The organism is Marinospirillum sp. (assembly GCF_035271045.1).
Lineage (GTDB): Bacteria > Pseudomonadota > Gammaproteobacteria > Pseudomonadales > Halomonadaceae > Marinospirillum.
Window position 1 is genome coordinate 23,312 of sequence record NZ_DATESC010000001.1, and the last position, 17,279, is coordinate 40,590.

The 17,279-nt window shown below is 41.8% G+C and carries 15 protein-coding genes; 11 read left to right on the forward strand and 4 right to left on the reverse strand.

Annotated features, from left to right (window positions below):
- Positions 1-89: 89 nt before the first annotated feature.
- The gene (locus tag VJY63_RS00085) at positions 90-1,268 is read right to left on the reverse strand and encodes an acetyl-CoA C-acyltransferase (RefSeq protein WP_324047433.1); all 1,179 of its coding nucleotides are present in this window, start codon (positions 1,266-1,268) and stop codon (positions 90-92) included.
- Between the two features lie 164 nt (positions 1,269-1,432).
- Between VJY63_RS00085 and VJY63_RS00090 the strand changes: the two genes are divergently transcribed.
- The 5 genes from VJY63_RS00090 (at position 1,433) to VJY63_RS00110 (ending at position 6,674) form a co-directional block, all read left to right on the forward strand.
- Entirely contained in the window at positions 1,433-2,008 is a 576-nt protein-coding gene (locus VJY63_RS00090; RefSeq protein WP_324047435.1) for a TetR/AcrR family transcriptional regulator, read from the forward strand.
- A gap of 178 nt (positions 2,009-2,186) precedes the next feature.
- Positions 2,187-3,857, forward strand: coding sequence for an AMP-binding protein (locus tag VJY63_RS00095; protein WP_324047437.1), 1,671 nt, complete (start codon positions 2,187-2,189; stop codon positions 3,855-3,857).
- 99 nt (positions 3,858-3,956) lie between these two features.
- The gene (locus tag VJY63_RS00100) at positions 3,957-4,724 is read left to right on the forward strand and encodes an SDR family NAD(P)-dependent oxidoreductase (RefSeq protein WP_324047439.1); all 768 of its coding nucleotides are present in this window, start codon (positions 3,957-3,959) and stop codon (positions 4,722-4,724) included.
- 42 nt (positions 4,725-4,766) lie between these two features.
- Positions 4,767-5,918 carry an acyl-CoA dehydrogenase family protein gene (locus tag VJY63_RS00105; protein WP_324047441.1) on the forward strand — a complete coding sequence of 384 codons (1,152 nt, stop codon included), beginning with the start codon at positions 4,767-4,769 and terminating at the stop codon, positions 5,916-5,918.
- Positions 5,919-6,005: 87 nt separating this feature from the next.
- Positions 6,006-6,674: a glutathione S-transferase gene (locus VJY63_RS00110; RefSeq protein WP_324047443.1), complete on the forward strand. Its 669-nt coding sequence runs from the start codon at positions 6,006-6,008 to the stop codon at positions 6,672-6,674.
- Here VJY63_RS00110 and VJY63_RS00115 read toward each other — a convergent pair.
- The 3 genes from VJY63_RS00115 to galU all read right to left on the reverse strand — a co-directional run bounded on the left by VJY63_RS00115 (position 6,651) and on the right by galU (position 10,003).
- Entirely contained in the window at positions 6,651-7,673 is a 1,023-nt protein-coding gene (locus VJY63_RS00115; RefSeq protein WP_324047445.1) for a diguanylate cyclase, read from the reverse strand. The genes VJY63_RS00110 and VJY63_RS00115 overlap by 24 nt on opposite strands.
- A 104-nt stretch (positions 7,674-7,777) precedes the next feature.
- Positions 7,778-9,079, reverse strand: coding sequence for a UDP-glucose dehydrogenase family protein (locus VJY63_RS00120; RefSeq protein WP_324047447.1), 1,302 nt, complete (start codon positions 9,077-9,079; stop codon positions 7,778-7,780).
- 3 nt (positions 9,080-9,082) lie between these two features.
- Positions 9,083-10,003: a UTP--glucose-1-phosphate uridylyltransferase GalU gene (gene galU, locus VJY63_RS00125; RefSeq protein ID WP_324047449.1), complete on the reverse strand. Its 921-nt coding sequence runs from the start codon at positions 10,001-10,003 to the stop codon at positions 9,083-9,085.
- Between the two features lie 194 nt (positions 10,004-10,197).
- On the opposite strand from galU, the gene VJY63_RS00130 reads away from it, so the two are divergent.
- From VJY63_RS00130 to VJY63_RS00155, 6 genes are all read left to right on the forward strand, one after another.
- Positions 10,198-11,316 carry an HD domain-containing phosphohydrolase gene (locus tag VJY63_RS00130; RefSeq protein WP_324047451.1) on the forward strand — a complete coding sequence of 373 codons (1,119 nt, stop codon included), beginning with the start codon at positions 10,198-10,200 and terminating at the stop codon, positions 11,314-11,316.
- A 120-nt stretch (positions 11,317-11,436) separates the two neighbouring features.
- Entirely contained in the window at positions 11,437-12,108 is a 672-nt protein-coding gene (locus VJY63_RS00135) for a carboxylesterase (RefSeq protein WP_324047453.1), read from the forward strand.
- A 3-nt stretch (positions 12,109-12,111) separates the two neighbouring features.
- Entirely contained in the window at positions 12,112-12,585 is a 474-nt protein-coding gene (locus VJY63_RS00140) for a YchJ family protein (protein ID WP_324047455.1), read from the forward strand.
- 15 nt (positions 12,586-12,600) lie between these two features.
- A complete protein-coding gene (locus VJY63_RS00145) occupies positions 12,601-13,320 on the forward strand; it encodes a pseudouridine synthase (RefSeq protein WP_324047456.1) in 720 nt (239 codons plus the stop codon).
- Between the two features lie 155 nt (positions 13,321-13,475).
- Positions 13,476-15,284 carry a GGDEF domain-containing protein gene (locus tag VJY63_RS00150; RefSeq protein ID WP_324047457.1) on the forward strand — a complete coding sequence of 603 codons (1,809 nt, stop codon included), beginning with the start codon at positions 13,476-13,478 and terminating at the stop codon, positions 15,282-15,284.
- Between the two features lie 24 nt (positions 15,285-15,308).
- Positions 15,309-17,279 carry a methyl-accepting chemotaxis protein gene (locus tag VJY63_RS00155; RefSeq protein ID WP_324047459.1) on the forward strand — a complete coding sequence of 657 codons (1,971 nt, stop codon included), beginning with the start codon at positions 15,309-15,311 and terminating at the stop codon, positions 17,277-17,279.

Below are 17,279 nucleotides of genomic sequence, written 5' to 3' on the forward strand. Positions count from 1 at the left end.
TCTTAGCTGTATTACGCCTATTATGAAAGCGAAGAAGCTGAAGGGATTAGCTTCAGCTTCTGTTTCTTTAGCCTTGACCTAAATGAAAATTAAATCAGTTCAATGGCCACGGCAGTTGCTTCACCGCCACCAATGCAAAGGCTTGCAATGCCACGTTTTTTACCTTCTTGGGCTAGTGCATACATAAGCGTAACAAGAATGCGTGAACCGGTTGAACCAATCGGATGGCCTTGAGCACAAGCGCCGCCATAGATATTGATTTTTTCGTGAGGAATTTTTAAGCCATCCATCGCTAGCATAGTAACGACGGCAAAAGCTTCATTAATTTCAAATAAATCAACGTCATCAATTTTCCAATTCGCCTTGGCTAAAACTTTTTCGATAGAGCCAATCGGCGCTAGGGTAAATTCAGCAGGAATGCGTGAGTTAGTGGCATGAGCAACAATGCGAGCCATCGGCGTTAGACCACGTTTTTTGGCTTCGGATTCACGCATAATCACCAGTGCAGAACCGCCATCAGAAATAGAGCTAGCGTTAGCGGCGGTGACTGTGCCGTCTTTTTTAAAGGCTGGGCGTAAACCCGAAATTTTAGAAATATTAGCTTGATGCGGTTGCTCATCATCAGTAACAACCACTTCACCTTTGCGAGTGGTAACGGTAACAGGCGCTGTTTCTGCTTTTAGTTTGCCATCATCTATGGCTTTCATGGCACGGTTTAATGAGCTAATCGCAAAGTTATCCATCGCTTCACGCGTGTAGCCATATTCATCAGCAACGTCTTGGGCAAATACACCCATTAGCTTGCCGGTACGCGCATCTTCTAAACCATCTAAGAACATATGGTCTTTAATTTCGCCATGCCCTAAACGGTAGCCAGTACGTGCTTTGGTTAAAACGTGCGGTGCGTTGGACATACTTTCCATGCCGCCTGCGACCATAATGTCGTTAGTGCCTGCTTTAATTAAGTCATGCGCTAACATGACCGCTTTCATGCCAGAACCACACAATTTGTTAATGGTCGTTGCACCGGTTTCAACAGGAATACCAGCATTCATCATGGCTTGACGCGCTGGGCCTTGTTTAACGCCAGCAGGCAGTACACAACCCATAATGACTTCTTGTACGTCAGCCGGTTGGATGCCGGCACGGTTAATCGCTTCAGCAATGGCAACACCGCCTAATTCAGGTGCTGTTAAGGTTGAAAGGCTGCCCATCATACCGCCCATAGGTGTACGAGCGCCGGAAACGATAACGATTGAATCTTGCATAAAAACCTCTTAATTAATGTGTTGTTGGTTTATGGTTAGTTAATTATTACAGTGCTGCATTAGTTGCCGCTAATTATTTCTAGCTTGCTACTTGACCTCGCGCTTGGCTAGGGGTAATTTGCGACTCACAAGTCACAAAACCGAGCAAGCGCTAGTTAACCTATATGAAGTTAAACAAGAATTCTAAAAGACGCAAGGAGCTAGTAGCCATTGCTGCACGGCTATTTTGTAATCAAGGCTATGAAACGACCACAGTAAGAATGCTTGCCGATGCGATGGGCATTAAGTCTGGCAGCTTGTTTCATCATTTTAATGATAAGCAAGAAATTCTTTATGCGGTGATTGAATCGGGTATGTTGCACGCGATAGAAATTGCTCAACAAGCGCTTGCCATTACACAAACACCCAAAAAGCGCCTTTATGTGCTAGCTAGAGCGCACCTGTCTACTTTGCTTGAAGACCGTGATGCCCACGTTGTGGCTATTTATGAGTGGCGTAGCCTTACGCAAGAATCACGTAATTTATTGGTTAAGTTGCGCGATGCTTATGAGGCAAATTGGTGTACTGTTATTAACGAATGCAGTGAAGCGGGTTTATTACAAGGCGATCAAAGCTTGCATCGGCATTTAGCCTTAGGTGCTTTAAACTGGACAGTGCAGTGGTATAAACCTGAGGGGCAGTTAAACCCAGATACTTTGGCTGAAGTGTTAGTTGCTATGGTGTTACGAGAAAAAAATTAATAAAAGTGCTTGCCCAAATAGAAGGGCTGATTTAGGCTAATTAAAAAACCGAGCGCTTGCTCGTTTATTTAGATTACAAATTTACAGGTGACTTGAGTCGCCTTTATTTAAGTTGTGAAGTTGACGTTGACGTAAAAGTTATACGATAACAATAAACAGAATAACCGGAGGCAACACTATGACCCATTCAATACAGACCAATGTGCAAGATTACGCTGCGTTTATAAAATCTTTTCAAATGAGTGATGTAGAGGCACAGCTACAAGGTAGCCTAGCAGAAGGTTTTAATGCTTACACTGAATGCTGTGGTCGTCATGCTTTGGGCGATAAAGCTAACAAGGCAGCGCTGGTACATGAAGATTCTACCGGTAAGGTTTCTACTTTTACTTTTGCACAAATGCACGAACTAAGCGGCAAAATGGCTAACTTGTTAAAAAGCCAAGGTGTTAAAGCCGGTGACCGTGTTGCGGCCATGCTGCCACGTAACCCAGAGCTTCTAGCATTGATTTTGGCTACCTGGCGCTTAGGTGCTGTTTATCAGCCGCTTTTTACTGCTTTTGGTTACGAAGCTATTGAATACCGTTTAAGCCAAGCTAAAACCGTGCTAGTTGTTACCGATGAAGAAAACCGCGCCAAGTTTGAGCCAGTTAAAAACCTACCTAAAATGATGATGCTAGGTTCTGAAACAGCGGCTAAGCAGTGGGGCGATTTGCATTATGCCAGCAGCTTAGAAGGCCAAAGCAGCGAATGCCAAGCCGAAACACTGGAGGCTGACCAGCCATTTTTGCAAATGTTTACTTCAGGTACCGTGGGTAAATCTAAAGGCGTTGCTGTGCCTTTACGTGCGCTACCGGGTTTTTACATTTATATGCGTTATGCGGTTGGCCTAAACGAAGATGATAAGTTTTGGAATATGGCTGACCCAGGTTGGGCTTATGGTCTTTATTACGCCATTACTGCGCCTTTATTGTTGGGTTGCACTACCCACTTTAACGAAGCCAACTTCACCGCAGAAAATACCCTAGAATTTTTGAAGCGACATAAAATTACTAACCTAGCTTCTGCACCTACCGCTTATCGTATGTTGAAGTCTAGCGGCGAACTAGAAGGTAAATCTGGCGAGTTGTTTTTACGCGTTGCCAGTTCCGCCGGTGAGCCATTAAATACTGAAGTTGTAAACTGGGTTACTGAAAACCTCGGTTGCCGTGTTATGGATCACTATGGTCAAACTGAAACGGGCATGACCTGCTGCTGTCACCATACGTTAGAGCATAAAACGCCAGTAGGTTCTATGGGTCTTCCCATGCCAGGTTATACCCTTGCTATTTTAGATGCGGAATACAATGAAGTAGAAAAAGGCCAAGCCGGTCAGCTAGCCATTGATATGGAAGCATCGCCCACATTTTTCTTTGCTGGCTACACTTGGCAAGAAAAGAAGCCCTACCAAGGTAAGTACTATCTAACTGGCGATATGGTTGTTCAACACGCCGATGGTACTTATTGGTTTGATGGCCGTGACGACGACATTATCAGCACTGCTGGTTATCGCGTTGGGCCAACCGATGTTGAAAACACTGTGTTGGAACACCCCGCGGTGGCGGAATCTGCTGCGGTCGGTAAACCAGACGAACTGCGTGGCTACATTATTAAAGCCTTTGTGGTGTTACGTGATGGTTACGAAGCCAGCGACCAGTTAGTAAAAGATATTCAAGGTTTGGTACGTGAGCGTATGTCGGCGCACGCTTACCCGCGTGAAATTGAATTTGTTGATGCGCTACCTAAAACGCCCAGCGGTAAAATTCAGCGCTTTATGCTGCGTAAACAAGCCGAAGAAGAAGCTAAATCCTAAATTGTTTTTAAACTAAAACAGACCGCCACTTAACTAAAAAAACAGATTAAGTGAGCGGTTTGTTAGTTACTAGCTAAGTAAAAATAGAGAGATTCCAGAATGAAAATTAAACAGCAAACTTTTTTAATTACTGGTGGTGCATCAGGTTTGGGTGCTTCAACGGCTGAGTATTTGGTAGAGCGTGGCGCACACGTTGTTTTGGCTGACTTAAATGCTGATGCTGGCGCTACATTGGTGGCTAAACTAGGCGCAGACAAAGCTGCTTTTAGCCGTTGCGATGTGACTTCTGCAAAAGAAGTGCAAGCGGCTGTTGACCTAGCGGTTAGCAAGTTTGGCGGTTTGTCTGGCGTTGTTAACTGTGCTGGCATTGTTGTTGTACAAAAATTATTAGACCGTGATTTAAACCCTGCCGATTTAGATGCGTTTGCGCGTGGCGTAAACATTAACTTGATTGGTAGTTTTAACGTGGCACGTTTAGCGGCTTCTGCTATGGCTAAACTGCCAGCGCAAGCCGATGGCGAGCGTGGCGTGATTATTAACACTGCTTCCATTGCAGCGTTTGATGGTCAGGTTGGACAAGCCAGTTATGCTTCTTCCAAAGCTGGTGTGGTGAGTTTGGCCTTGCCTTTAGCCCGTGAATTAGCGCGGCATGGTATTCGTGTAATGACCATTGCCCCCGGTGTGTGCGGTACACCAATGATGCAAGGCATTCCAGAAGAAGCGCGTCAACAACTTGAAGCCGGTGTGCCTTTTCCTAAACGTTTAGGTAAGCCAGAAGAATTTGCTTCTTTGGTTGCTCACATTATTGAAAACACTTATTTGAATGGCGAAGTTATCCGTATGGATGGCGCTATTCGCATGGTTTAAGCCGTAGGGTTTAAAGCATTTAAAAACCTACAGGTAACTGTTATGAATTTTGAGCTGACTGAAGAACAAGTAATGATTCAAGGCGCAGCCAAGCAATTTGCACAAGGGGTGTTAGCACCCCAAGCAGCAGCGCTGGATTTAACCTCTAACCCAGAAATAATGAAAAGTCACCTAAAGCAGCTGGCTGAACAAGGTTTTATGGGTGTAAATATTGCCGGCGAATACGGTGGTACTGAAGCAGGCACAATTGCTTTTTCTTTAGCTATTACAGAATTAGCCCGTGCTTGTGCTTCTACCGCTGTGGCTGTTTCAGTGAGCAATATGGTGGCTGAACTTATTCAAGCGATTGGTAGCGATGCACAAAAAAATGATTACTTGCCTAGATTGTGTTCGGGTGAATTTGCAGCAGGCAGTTTTTGTTTAACCGAAACCGAAGCGGGTTCAGACCCAGCCGCTATGAAAACCCGTGCCGTAAAAGAAGCCGATGCTTGGGTGTTAAATGGTAGCAAGGTGTGGATTTCTACCGCTGCACTGGCGGGTGTGTTTGTTGTTTGGGCAGTCACCAATCCCGATGCCCCCAAAGGCAAAGGCATTTCTTGTTTCTTGGTTAAGGGCGATACCGCAGGTATAACCGTTGCTAAGCCTGAAAAGAAAATGGGTCAAAAGGGTTCTGGCACGCACGAAGTGATATTTGAAAACTGCCGCATTCCTTTAGATGCTTTAATTGGCGAAGAAAACCAAGGCTTTAAAATTGCCGTTACTGAATTGTGTGGCGGGCGTATTGGCATTGCTTCTTTGGCATTAGGCGTGGCTGGTGCAGCGTTAGACTATGCGCGTGACTATGTACAAGAGCGTAAACAGTTTGGTAAACCGCTGGCCGAATTTCAAGGTTTGCAGTGGATGTTGGTTGAAAATTACACCGAAATGGAAGCCGCACGTCTATTAATAATGCAAGCCGCAGCATTAAAAGACGCTGGTAAACCTTTTGCTGTACAAGCTTCAATGGCTAAGCTAATGGCGACCGAAAAAGGCAATAAAGCCTGTTATGATGCTTTGCAATTATTAGGCGCGAATGGTTATATGCAAGACTTCCCATTAGAACGCTATGCAAGGGATATAAGAGTTACCAGCATTTATGAAGGCACTAGTGAAATTCAAAAAGTAATTATCGCAAGAAGCTTGTTTAGTCATTAACGCGGCTCAAAAATCGCCACGCTAAGTATTCGATTAGCGTGGCGGTGTTATGCTTTAGGACTAATCCTTTTTTAAATCGGATAACCTATGATTGCTTCATTGCATCGCCTCTACTCTTTTCGGCGCTGTCCTTATGCCATGCGTGCACGGTTGGGGATTTTATTTGCCGGTTTACAGGTAGAATTACGTGAAATAAGCCTTAAAAATAAGCCTAGCCAAATGTTGGCGATTAGCCCAAAAGGTACTGTGCCTGTTTTGCAGCTTATTGATGGTCGGGTGATTGAAGAAAGTCAGGGCATTATGTTGTGGGCGCTACAGCAGCAAGATCCGCAAGGTTTACTGGATACAAGCGTGTTGCAGCAGGCGAAGGCTTTGATTGAAAAAAATGATAATGCGTTCAAGCCTTGGTTAGATCGTTATAAATACGCTGATCGCCACCTTGAAATGACGCAACTTGAATATCGCCAAGGCGGTGAGGTTTTTTTACAGGCGTTAGAAGCGTTGCTAGCTAATAAGCCTTTCTTGCTGGGCAGTAAGGCGAGTGTTGCTGACATTGGTATTATGCCTTTTATTCGCCAATTTGCGTCTGTGGATAAGGGTGTTTTTTATAATCTACCCTACCCAAACCTGCAGCAGTGGCTAGAGAACTGGTTAGAACACCCACTTTTTTTGCAAGCCATGACCAAATTTACGCCGTGGCTAGCAGGCGATAGTACCGTGACTTTTCCACTATCAAAAGATCTCAATTTTACCTGATGGCGTTGTAACTGGTTTAATTAGCTCACTGTTAACTAATTCTTGATAAAATTCAACTTGATTCTTACCGTGTTCCTTGACGTGGTAAAGCGCTTGATCGGCTTGATCAAATAAAGCAGTAGCCAATGTTCCTGTTTGCAGTTGTACAACCCCAATGCTTACTGTTACGCGCCCTATTTGTGGAAAATTATACACTTCTATGGTTTGACGCAAGCGCTCGAAAACAAAGTGAGCATTGTCCAAGTTTTGACATTTTGTAATAACAACAAACTCTTCTCCACCAAACCGATAAAGTTGATCGTTAGTACGAAAACAGGATTTCATCAGGCGAGCCAGTAAAATAAGGACTTCATCGCCATACACATGACCAAAAGTGTCATTAACTCGCTTAAAGTCATCAATGTCAATCACTGCCATCCAATAACCATTAGACTCCGTTGGCGTTGTGGCACGCTGGTTATTTGATTTTGATTGGCATGAGTGTTCTTCGTTGATGTGCTGAAAGTTTTTTTCAAAAGTTTTTCGATTTAAAAGCCCCGTTAGTTGATCGGTCTGAACATCTTCGATTAATAAGCAAAAGTTGCGATAGATGGCCAAAAAATCCCCAGTTAAATTAATATCATCGGCTGATAAAGCATTAGCGCTTTTTAAAATAAAGCAACAGTTCATATCAAATAAATTCAGTACAGGAAAAATAGATATATACCCATTTTTTTGGGGTGTTACAGCGGTTAAGTATTTTTTATTTAACGCATCAATAATTAACGCCTGAGTATTGTTACACAGCTGTGTAGGATCATCATTTTTTAGCAAATTAGCATCTGGATCATAACGCAGCAAAAATAATGGCTGATTATTCATATTCAGTTTAACCAGTAACAGACTGTCTGGCTTAAAAAGTGTTTGTAGCGTTTTTAGTAAAGTTAATTCCAGCAGCCGCGTATCTTTAAAAGCAGTGATCTGGGCAAGGTGCTCCATTAATTGGTAGCCACTGTTCATAAATAGAATCTCTATTAGTTTTTAAAAATAAATTAAGTGTATTTTAATAAAATATTGAGCAATTTAAGTTAAATTGATTCGACTTTTATGATGTAAGCCAGTGCTCAACGTCCTACCCCAAAGTAGGTGAAGCCTAATGAGCGAATATATGTAGGGTCATAAATATTACGACCATCTAAAATAACCGGCTGTTTTAAAGTAGCTTTAATTTGTTCGAAATCAGGTGTCCAATAGTTTTTCCACTCGGTTACTAACAACAAAGCATCGGCTTCTTTTAAAGCCTCGTAAGGGGTTTCGCAAAGTTCTAGATCTTCACGCTCTCCTGCCCATTCAAGCAAAGCTGGCAAGGCTTTTGGGTCATGGATTTTTATTTTAGCACCCTGCGCCCATAAAGCTTGTAATAAGCGCAGCACTGGCGCGTTATCTATTCTATCGCTGCCAGGTTTAAACGCAGCGCCCCAAATTGCAAAAGTTCTACCTTTAAGGTTCGTATTAAAATAATGCCATAATTTACGGAATAATAACTCTTTTTGACGCTCGTTAATGGCTAAAACTTCTTCTAATAAATCTGAACCTACGCCACTGGATTCTAGTGAATGTGCCAAGCTCATGACATCACGTGAAAAACTTAATCCACCAAAGCCACAGCCGGGGTAAAGGTATTGTTCACCAATGCGCGGGTCTGCTCCCACACCTTGGCGCACGCGTTCAATGTCAACTTGTAAAGAGTCAGCAAGGTTAGCCATATCGTTCATAAAGCTTAGTCGCGTTGCCAGCATTCCGGTAATGGCTAATTTGGTGAATTCAGCTTCACGCGGGGTCATTACCATTAAATTATCGCGGCGGCGGTTAAACGGGCGCAGAATCTCTCTTACTTCAGCTTCAGCCCAATCATTAGCACAACCTAGCAATAAGTGATTAGGGCGCGTAAACCCTGCAATGGCACTACCTTCTTGCATTAAATCGGGCAGGCTAACGGCAACACGGTTAGTGGTTGAGCCATCATTTTTTTGTAGGCTAGTAGTACGCAGCAAAGCTTCTAGGTATTCGGTTGTACCCACCGGAAAAGTGCTTTGGTTAATTAGCAATACATCGGCTTTAGGGTAGGTTGCTAACTTTTTAATTAGCATTACCGCCTCATCTTGCTGATTGGGTGCCATTGCTAAAAAAATACGCTGCGTGGTGGCTGTGGGTGCGTAGTTTAAAGAGATTTTTAATCGCCCAGCGGTTATTTGTTCTAAAATGAATTCGTCTAAACCGGGTTCACGCCACAAAGAATGCCCTTTTTGTAGTGCATGAAAATGCATCGGCTGGTCAATGTAAAGCAGCACTTCATTGCCTGTGGACGCCAACGCAGCGGCGGTTACTTGAGCGCAAAGGCTAGAACCTGCAACAACTAATTGCATCGCTTATGCCTCCGGCAAATTATTAATTAATGCACGAAAATCCTCTTTAACTTCTGGGTGGCGTAGTGCATGAATCAGCGTTGCGTGTAAATAACCTAGCTTGCTACCACAGTCATAAGTTTGACCTTGCATACGGTAGGCTTCAGCACCACTTTCTTGTAGTAGCGTATCTAATGCATCGGTTAACTGAATTTCATTGCCAGCACCTACTTTGGTTTTTGCTAGCAGTTCAAAAATACGCGGTGGCAATACATAGCGCCCAACAATGGCTAAATTAGACGGCGCTTGGTCAATGGTTGGCTTTTCAATCATGGCTTTAATTGGCTTACTTTCCCCTGCGGCTAAGTTTGTGGCTTTTTTATCATTGGCTTCTTTTAATACCACAATACCGTATTGGTCAACGTTTTCTTGTGGCACCGCATCGACTAAAATTTGTGTTAAACCTGTTTTTGTAAAGCGCTGACTCATACAGGCTAGGTCAGTTTTTGGCTGTCCCAAGCTATTTATTAAGCCAAAGTTATCAACTAAAACATCAGGTAAGAGTACCGCAAAAGGCTCGTTACCAATAACCTCACGCGCACATAAAATGGCATGACCTAACCCTAAAGCACGGCCTTGACGAATGCTAATGACCCGAATACCTTCAGGTAAAATGCTACGCAGTTGTTTTAATAATGCCGTTTTACCGCGCAGTTCAAGTTCATTTTCTAATTCATAATGTACATCAAAGTGGTCTTCAATGGCTTTTTTAGCACCATGCGTTACCAATATGATTTCAGTAATACCTGCAGCAATGGCTTCTTCAACAACGTGCTGAATAACCGGCTTATCTACGAGTGTCAGCATTTCTTTAGGAATTGCTTTGCTTGCAGGTAAAAAACGTGTACCTAAGCCAGCGACAGGTAATACTGCTTTGCGAATCATTAGGTAACTCCAAGATGAACAAAATGTGTATTTAATTGTATCTTAAATGTATCAAGCAGGCGTATGCAAAAAACGGCTTAGTGGCACATTATCCCTCGGTCATTTGTAGCAATATGTTAAGCTATGTGTGAACATTTATGAGAACAGTTTTTATGAGAATAGTTGTTAGCCTTGAACTGAGTGTGTAGAACTAGATGGATCAAAAGCCCAATTATCAAAAAATTGCTATCCATGATCTAACTGAGCGTATGTGGATTTGCCGTTTGGACAGCGATACGACTGAGCAACCCTTTGAAACACGTGGCTTTTATTTTGCTAGCCTTCAACAATTACAGGTTTTAGCGCCAGATTGCCGTTACGTTTATATAGATGCCAACCATAAAGATACTCGTAAACTCTATTTAAATATTCGCATTCAAATGGAAACTGTATTTGCTGACTTGCGTATGGGTAAAGTGTTAGCGCACAAACGCATACGCCAGGTGCTAAACGAGTTAATGGCGGCGGTGCTGCACGATAATAAAAGCATGGTTTACCTTGCCATGCTGCGTGAACACCAAGATGATTTAGTAACCAAAGCGGTTACTGTTGCAGTGTTAAGCCTTGCGTTTGCCAAACACCTTGCATTAAAACAAACCGATCTAATACCTTTAGGTATGGGCGCACTTTTACACCCGATTGGCTTATTAAAAGTACCTAACGAAATTCTTAGTAAAACCGCACCACTTTCGGCTGAAGAATTAGTGTTAGTACGCCAATACCCAGACAAAGGCTATCAGTTTTTATTAGAACAACAAGGGTTTGAAGCCGCAACACTTGACATTGTTTTGCACCACCAAGAAAGAATTAACGGCAGCGGCTATCCCAATCAGCTTAAAGGCAAAGAAATTAGTTTTTTAGCGAGAATAGTTGCCATTACCTCGGTTTATGAAGCTTTAACGCGTCATCGTAATGACCGCCAAGCCTTATCGCCTGCTAAGGCATTAAGCCAGCTTTACCGTTGGCGCTTTGAAAACTTTGATAATCGGTTAGTAGAGAAATTTATTCAAAGCTTGGGCGTTTATCCACCTGGCTGTTTAGTCGAGCTTAATACTGGCGCTTTAGCGGTGGTGTATGCCACTCACCCTAACCAGCGTCTGAATCCTAAAGTTCGCCTGCTAACCTCGGCAAATCTTGAACCACTTGAAATCCAGCAAGCTTTAGATTTATCTGAAACCCAGCAAGTTAATATTGTTAAAGCACTTGATCCCAAAGAACCACGTTTTGCTAAATTGCTTGAAAAAATCTTAAAAGAGCAGCAAATCTTATTTTAATTACAATTTTTCTAATCCTATTCATCCGTAGTCATTGGTTGGTACTTACTTACATTTACGGAAAAAGTATCAATGAAGCGGTATAATAAAAATAACGATTACTAAACTGTTGGAGGATACATGACTGAATTAAAAACCTTGCAAATTGATACCGGCCAAGCGCCAAACTACTCTATTATTTGGCTGCATGGTTTAGGGGCTAACGGTCACGATTTTGAATCCATTGTACCCGAATTTGCTTTTGCTAAAGAAATCCCTGTCCGCTTTATCTTCCCTCATGCACCTGAACTAGCCGTCACTATTAACGGCGGTATGTTGATGCCTGCTTGGTACGATATTTTAACCCTGGACATTGATCGTAAAGTCGATACTGACCAATTAAGAAAATCGGCACAGCAAGTGGCGCAGTTAATTGAAGTCGAGATTGCCAGAGGTGTACCCAGTGAAAACATCATTATTGGTGGTTTTTCACAAGGCGGTGCCGTTGCTTATGAGTTAGCGCTTAGTTATACCAAGCCTTTAGGTGGATTATTTGCTTTATCAACTTATTTTGCTACGGCTGACACGATTACACTAAGCGAAGCTAACCGCAATCTTCCTATTTTTGTTGCTCACGGTAGTTTTGATCCCGTTGTTGTACCAGCCTTGGGCACAACAGCAGTTAAACACTTACAAGCAATGGGTTATCAACCAGAATTCCAAAGCTATGCAATGGAGCACAGCCTTTGCTTAGAAGAAGTTCGTGATATGGCTGTTTTTTTAGCAAAGTTACTTGCTATGCACGCTAAATAACGTATGTCTAACGCCCTTACTTCTGACCCAATAACGCCTTCTTTGTGCGCTTGTGGTAGCCAAAAAAGCTATACGGATTGCTGTCAGCGTTACCATCAAGGCGAAGCAGCACCCACGCCTGAAACCTTGATGCGTTCACGCTTTACGGCGTTTGTGTTAAAGCTTGACGCTTATTTATACGCCAGTTGGCACAGCAGTACACAACCAAAAATACTGGATTTAAGTGACTCGCCTGATTGGGTATCGCTGCGTATTTTAGACAGCGGTAGTAAGGGTGATAATGGCTATGTGCATTTTCAAGCGATTTATCGGCTAAATTCAGGCTGGGGTTATTTACAAGAAATATCAGCCTTTGTGAAGGAACGTGAGCGCTGGTATTACTTAAAAGGTGAACCTAAAGAAGGCATTTTAAAACCCCAGCGCAATGCGCCATGCCCTTGTGGTAGTGGCAAAAAATTTAAAACTTGTTGCAGCTAGGTTTGCTTTTTCTTAATGAAATCTACAACGCATCGCCTCGACCGTTTTATCAGTAAAAACACTGCTTTTTCGCAAGCAGATGTGCGTCTTTTAATCGCACAACAGCGCATTTTTTTAGATGGTATGTTGGCAACGTCTATCCAACAGCCAGTTACCCAGTTTGTTCAAGTTGTGTTAGATGGTAAATGTTTGCAAGCCAATCAGCCGGTTTATATTCTGCTTAATAAACCTAAAGGCGTGGTCAGTGCGACTAAAGACCTTGAACATTCAACGGTATTAGATTTGATTCACCACCCGCAAAAAAATGCGTTACACATTGTAGGCCGCTTAGATTTAAATACCACAGGGTTGGTTTTATTGACTAACGATGGTGCTTGGTCGCGCCAAATTAGTTTGCCTGAAACCAAATTGCCCAAGGTTTATGAAGTAACGTTAGAACAGCCTTTAACCGACGAATACATTGCAGTGTTTAAGCAAGGCATTTATTTTGGCTACGAAAACCTAACGACTCAGCCCGCGTACTTAGAAATTTTGTCTGATTACACAGCTAAGCTTTCTATTGTGGAAGGCAAATATCACCAAGTGAAACGGATGTTTGGTTTTTTCCAAAATAAGGTGTTAGCGCTGCACCGGACTTCCGTTGGCCCGCTTTCCGTTGCAGGGCTTGAGTTGGGCCAAAGCCGGTTATTAACAACAGAAGAATTAGCCACGATTTTTAGTTCAACAAAAGGCTAGTTGTATCAAACAAATCACCAAGCTAAAACAGGGGTTTAGCTTACTAATTAGCTTGAAAACCTTCCGTGTCGTCATTTTGTCATCTTTGGCTGCTGTAATACTTTTTATTATCTAGCTAATAAAAAGTATTACGCAGATTTATTGGAGATTGCCCGATGGCAAGAACAGATGAGTTATTAAGTATTATTGCAGCACAAAAGATCAATACGCATTTTCAACCCATTATTACCGCCAATGGGCAATCAATTTTTGCCTATGAAGCGTTAAGTCGTGGGCCTGTCGATAGCAGTTTACACAGTCCCATTCATCTTTTTGATGAAGCTAAGCAACAACAGCAACTCTTTGCTTTGGAAAGTATCTGCCGTAGAAAAGCGATAGAGAAATTTACACGCCAGCAGCTACAGGGCAAGTTGTTTTTAAATGTTTCGCCTGAAACGCTATTGCAGCAGGATCATTATCAAGGGTTGACGCTGGATTTAATTAATAATTTTGGTTTGAAACCTGAACAGGTGGTTATTGAGATAACCGAACATTCGCCGACACATGATTATGAATTGATGTGCCGTGCAGTAAAACACTACCAAGGCGAAGGTTTTTCTATTGCACTTGATGACTTAGGGACGGGGTATTCAAGTCTAAAACTTTGGTCTGAAGTACACCCTGAATATGTCAAAATTGACCGGCATTTTGTTAGCGGAATAGAAAAAGACAAGATTAAAAGGGACTTTGTACGTTCGATAGTTGAAATTGCCCGTGCTGTAAAAAGTCAGGTTATTGCTGAAGGCATTGAAACGCGTCAAGAGTTTGAAACACTGTCTGAGATGGGTGTCGATTATTTGCAAGGTTATTACTTTGCACGGCCTAGTCCAGAACCCATGCAGCAAATAAGTAAGACGGCTAAAAATGTTTGGAAGCAAATCAAAGAAAGCCGAGAGATTTATAAAGAACAAGGGCAAGTTGGCCAGCTAAAAATTGATATACCGCCAGTAACGCCTGATACTTTGGTAGACGAGGTTGCGGCTCTTTTCGATCAAAATGAATATTGGTTTTCAGTTCCAGTCGTGTCAGCAGGTATTCCTGTTGGTATTATTAAACGTTCTCGCTTATTACAAAAACTAAGTAAGCCTTTTGGTCGTGATTTATACGTTAAAAAACCTGTTAGCCAGATTTTAGACGATGATTTTATCGTGGTTGAGCGCCATACGCGTCTTGAAAAAGTAAGCCAACAAGTAACGCAAAGGAATCGTAGCCATTTAGAAGAAGATTTCATTATCACTGAAAATGGTTATTATTTTGGGATTGGTCAGGTTATTGATTTATTGAAAATAATTACAGAAATGCAGATTAAAAGCGCACAAAATTCTAATCCATTAACTGGATTGCCCGGTAATGTATTAATTCAAGAGCATATAGATCAACTAATTAAAAATAAAAAACCTTTTGTTACTTGTTATTTTGATTTGGATAATTTTAAACCCTATAATGACCAATACGGCTATGCTAAGGGTGATGAAATATTAATTAATCTAGCTAATCTACTAAAAAAACACCGCCATCCTGATATTGATTTTGTAGGGCACGTTGGTGGTGATGATTATGTTGTTGTGTTTCGTAGTGCCAATTGGCAAACTTATGTTGAACGTATTTTACAAGAGTTTATTCAACATCGACAATCTTTTTATAATCCAGATGATTTAGATGATAATGGTATTTGGGCTGAAGACCGTTTTGGTGAAAAGCGCTTTTTTAGCTTGATGAGTATTTCTGTAGCCGCAATAGATTCTGAATCAGCTAACTTGGGTTCTGCCAATGATATTGCCAGCCGATTAAGCCTTATTAAACATGAAGCCAAGCACGTGAAAGGTAATAGTTTGGTGGCCGAGTTATCAGGCTCTATTATTAGTATAATTTCTGGAAATGAAGCTAATGCTAGTTGCAATATTAGAGAATTAGATCTTGTTTAATTTAATCTAATTAAAGAGTTCTTTATGCGTATTGTTATAGCTACTCGTTTAGCCGCACTTTTATTAATTTTTTTAGCCATTGCGCTTGCTGCTATTTTGTATTGGGGATTGGGTAAGTTAAATCAATCATTTATTAGCACTTTAAATTATTCTGAATTGCATCGACAATTGGCTGTTGATGTAAGAGGTAAAATTCGTACTTACTTAGAAACGGGCGATGCAACTCAGCACGCCGAAGCAATGACTGATTTAGACTATTTACAGCAACAGGTTATGCCTAGTTTGCCAGAAAATTTAGTGCAAGAACTAGAACCAGTAGCGGCAGCACTTTATTCGGGATTAACACATCAGTTATTGGGTGCTGGAAAATTAGCGGGTGATGCTCAAGGCTTGTTGTATCAAAATGAACGTGAAGCCACTGCAGCGTTACACGACCTAGAGGGCTATGCCTTTCAAGTGGTTAAACAACAGCCAGAAATTGGTATGACATACATTCAAGGCGTGATGCGTTTAGTTGGATTGTTATCAAGCATTAAAACCCACCGTGAACAATATTGGACGAGTAGTAAAGCTGTTTATTTACAAGAGTTAGAGAAAAACCGTTTAAACTATAGTCAAACCCTTGAGCACTTAAATAGCTTGCCGCGTATTGGGCTTTATGCTGAACAAAAGCAAGACAGTATGGCAAGTTTAATGGGCTGGAAAACGACAATACGCGTTACGAAAGTGGAAGAAACAGGTGATGAGATTTTGCGTAATCTTGCTAGTTTGCATCAGCGTTACCCGTCTGAAATGGAGCGTTCTATACGGTGGCAGCAGGATCGTATTGACAGCTTTGCAAAGGTTAATCAGCTTATTGATGATTTTGAACAAGCCATTATTCAGGGACAAGTGGCGATTAATTTAAGCAAAGAAAGTGTTGAGTCTTGGGTTAAAAAGCTATTTTTTGCTTTTGTGTTGGGCTTGCTGTTAACGGCTTTCTTACTTTATATTTTTCAGTTACGCTTGGTGGTGAATAATTTAGCCAAATTAGAACGTGCCCTTACTGTATTAGTGAAAGAAGGCAGTTTGAATTTCGTTAATATGGAAGCCGACCAAACCGAGTTGGGGCAAATTGCCAAACGTTTTAATCAACTGATTGCTGGTATGCAGCAACAACAGGCGCAGAAAAATCAACAACTTCAAAGTGTAGGTACAACGTTAGAGCAGTTACTGGATAGTTTTGACAGCATTATTGCTAATGCATTTAATACGCAAAAACAGCTTAAAAAAGCAGGTGAATCCAGTCAGGAATTAAGCTGTTTAGCAGAACAAGTAAGCGCTAGTTCGACTAAAGTTAAAAGCTTTGCAGAAGAAACCGCTTGTTTGATGGATAGTAGTGAAAGTAGTGCCATTGAGGTTGTACAAGCCGGTGAGCAAGCAATTAAAAAAATTGATTTAGGTCAATTAGCTTTAGTTGATTTAATTCATGCTGTTGCAGAGGTCATGGGGATTTTAGATCAAATTAACCACATTTCTGACCAAACCAATTTATTAGCATTAAATGCAACGATAGAGGCAGCACACGCTGGTGTTCATGGTCGAGCTTTTGCTGTAGTGGCCGATGAAGTGCGTCAGTTATCACAAAAGACACAAGGCGCTGTAGGCAAGTCAACGGATTTACTTGGGGCACTTAATTGTGTAACTGATCGGCTTAAACAGCACATTGAAGCCGTTGCTTTGTCGACTGACTTTCAATGTAACTTAGCAAAAAAACTGCAAGTTACTTCACAGCAAGTTCGTCAACGCTCTATCCATGCTTCAGAAACAGCACAAGAAAGTTCAAACTTGACTAAGCGACAATACCAAAGTGTTGGTGAGTTTAATTTCCAAATGCAAGAAATGGAGCAAAGTGCTAACGAAGCAGGTACAAAAATTAAGCAGCTACGTACTCATGTTAGCCAGCAAATTGATTCATTAAGAATGGATTTAGGCTTACAAATGGATAAAAATTAA

Excerpts from the sequence above, each read along its gene's own strand:
- VJY63_RS00150 (WP_324047457.1), top strand. The coding sequence starts at position 13,476 with ATGGCAAGAACAGATGAGTTATTAAGTATTATTGCAGCACAAAAGATC.
- VJY63_RS00110 (WP_324047443.1), top strand. The coding sequence starts at position 6,006 with ATGATTGCTTCATTGCATCGCCTCTACTCTTTTCGGCGCTGTCCTTAT.
- VJY63_RS00095 (WP_324047437.1), top strand. The coding sequence starts at position 2,187 with ATGACCCATTCAATACAGACCAATGTGCAAGATTACGCTGCGTTTATA.
- VJY63_RS00100 (WP_324047439.1), top strand. The coding sequence starts at position 3,957 with ATGAAAATTAAACAGCAAACTTTTTTAATTACTGGTGGTGCATCAGGT.
- VJY63_RS00120 (WP_324047447.1), bottom strand. The coding sequence starts at position 9,079 with ATGCAATTAGTTGTTGCAGGTTCTAGCCTTTGCGCTCAAGTAACCGCC.
- VJY63_RS00135 (WP_324047453.1), top strand. The coding sequence starts at position 11,437 with ATGACTGAATTAAAAACCTTGCAAATTGATACCGGCCAAGCGCCAAAC.
- VJY63_RS00090 (WP_324047435.1), top strand. The coding sequence starts at position 1,433 with ATGAAGTTAAACAAGAATTCTAAAAGACGCAAGGAGCTAGTAGCCATT.
- VJY63_RS00085 (WP_324047433.1), bottom strand. The coding sequence starts at position 1,268 with ATGCAAGATTCAATCGTTATCGTTTCCGGCGCTCGTACACCTATGGGC.
- galU (WP_324047449.1), bottom strand. The coding sequence starts at position 10,003 with ATGATTCGCAAAGCAGTATTACCTGTCGCTGGCTTAGGTACACGTTTT.
- VJY63_RS00155 (WP_324047459.1), top strand. The coding sequence starts at position 15,309 with ATGCGTATTGTTATAGCTACTCGTTTAGCCGCACTTTTATTAATTTTT.
- VJY63_RS00115 (WP_324047445.1), bottom strand. The coding sequence starts at position 7,673 with ATGAACAGTGGCTACCAATTAATGGAGCACCTTGCCCAGATCACTGCT.
- VJY63_RS00145 (WP_324047456.1), top strand. The coding sequence starts at position 12,601 with ATGAAATCTACAACGCATCGCCTCGACCGTTTTATCAGTAAAAACACT.
- VJY63_RS00140 (WP_324047455.1), top strand. The coding sequence starts at position 12,112 with ATGTCTAACGCCCTTACTTCTGACCCAATAACGCCTTCTTTGTGCGCT.
- VJY63_RS00105 (WP_324047441.1), top strand. The coding sequence starts at position 4,767 with ATGAATTTTGAGCTGACTGAAGAACAAGTAATGATTCAAGGCGCAGCC.
- VJY63_RS00130 (WP_324047451.1), top strand. The coding sequence starts at position 10,198 with ATGGATCAAAAGCCCAATTATCAAAAAATTGCTATCCATGATCTAACT.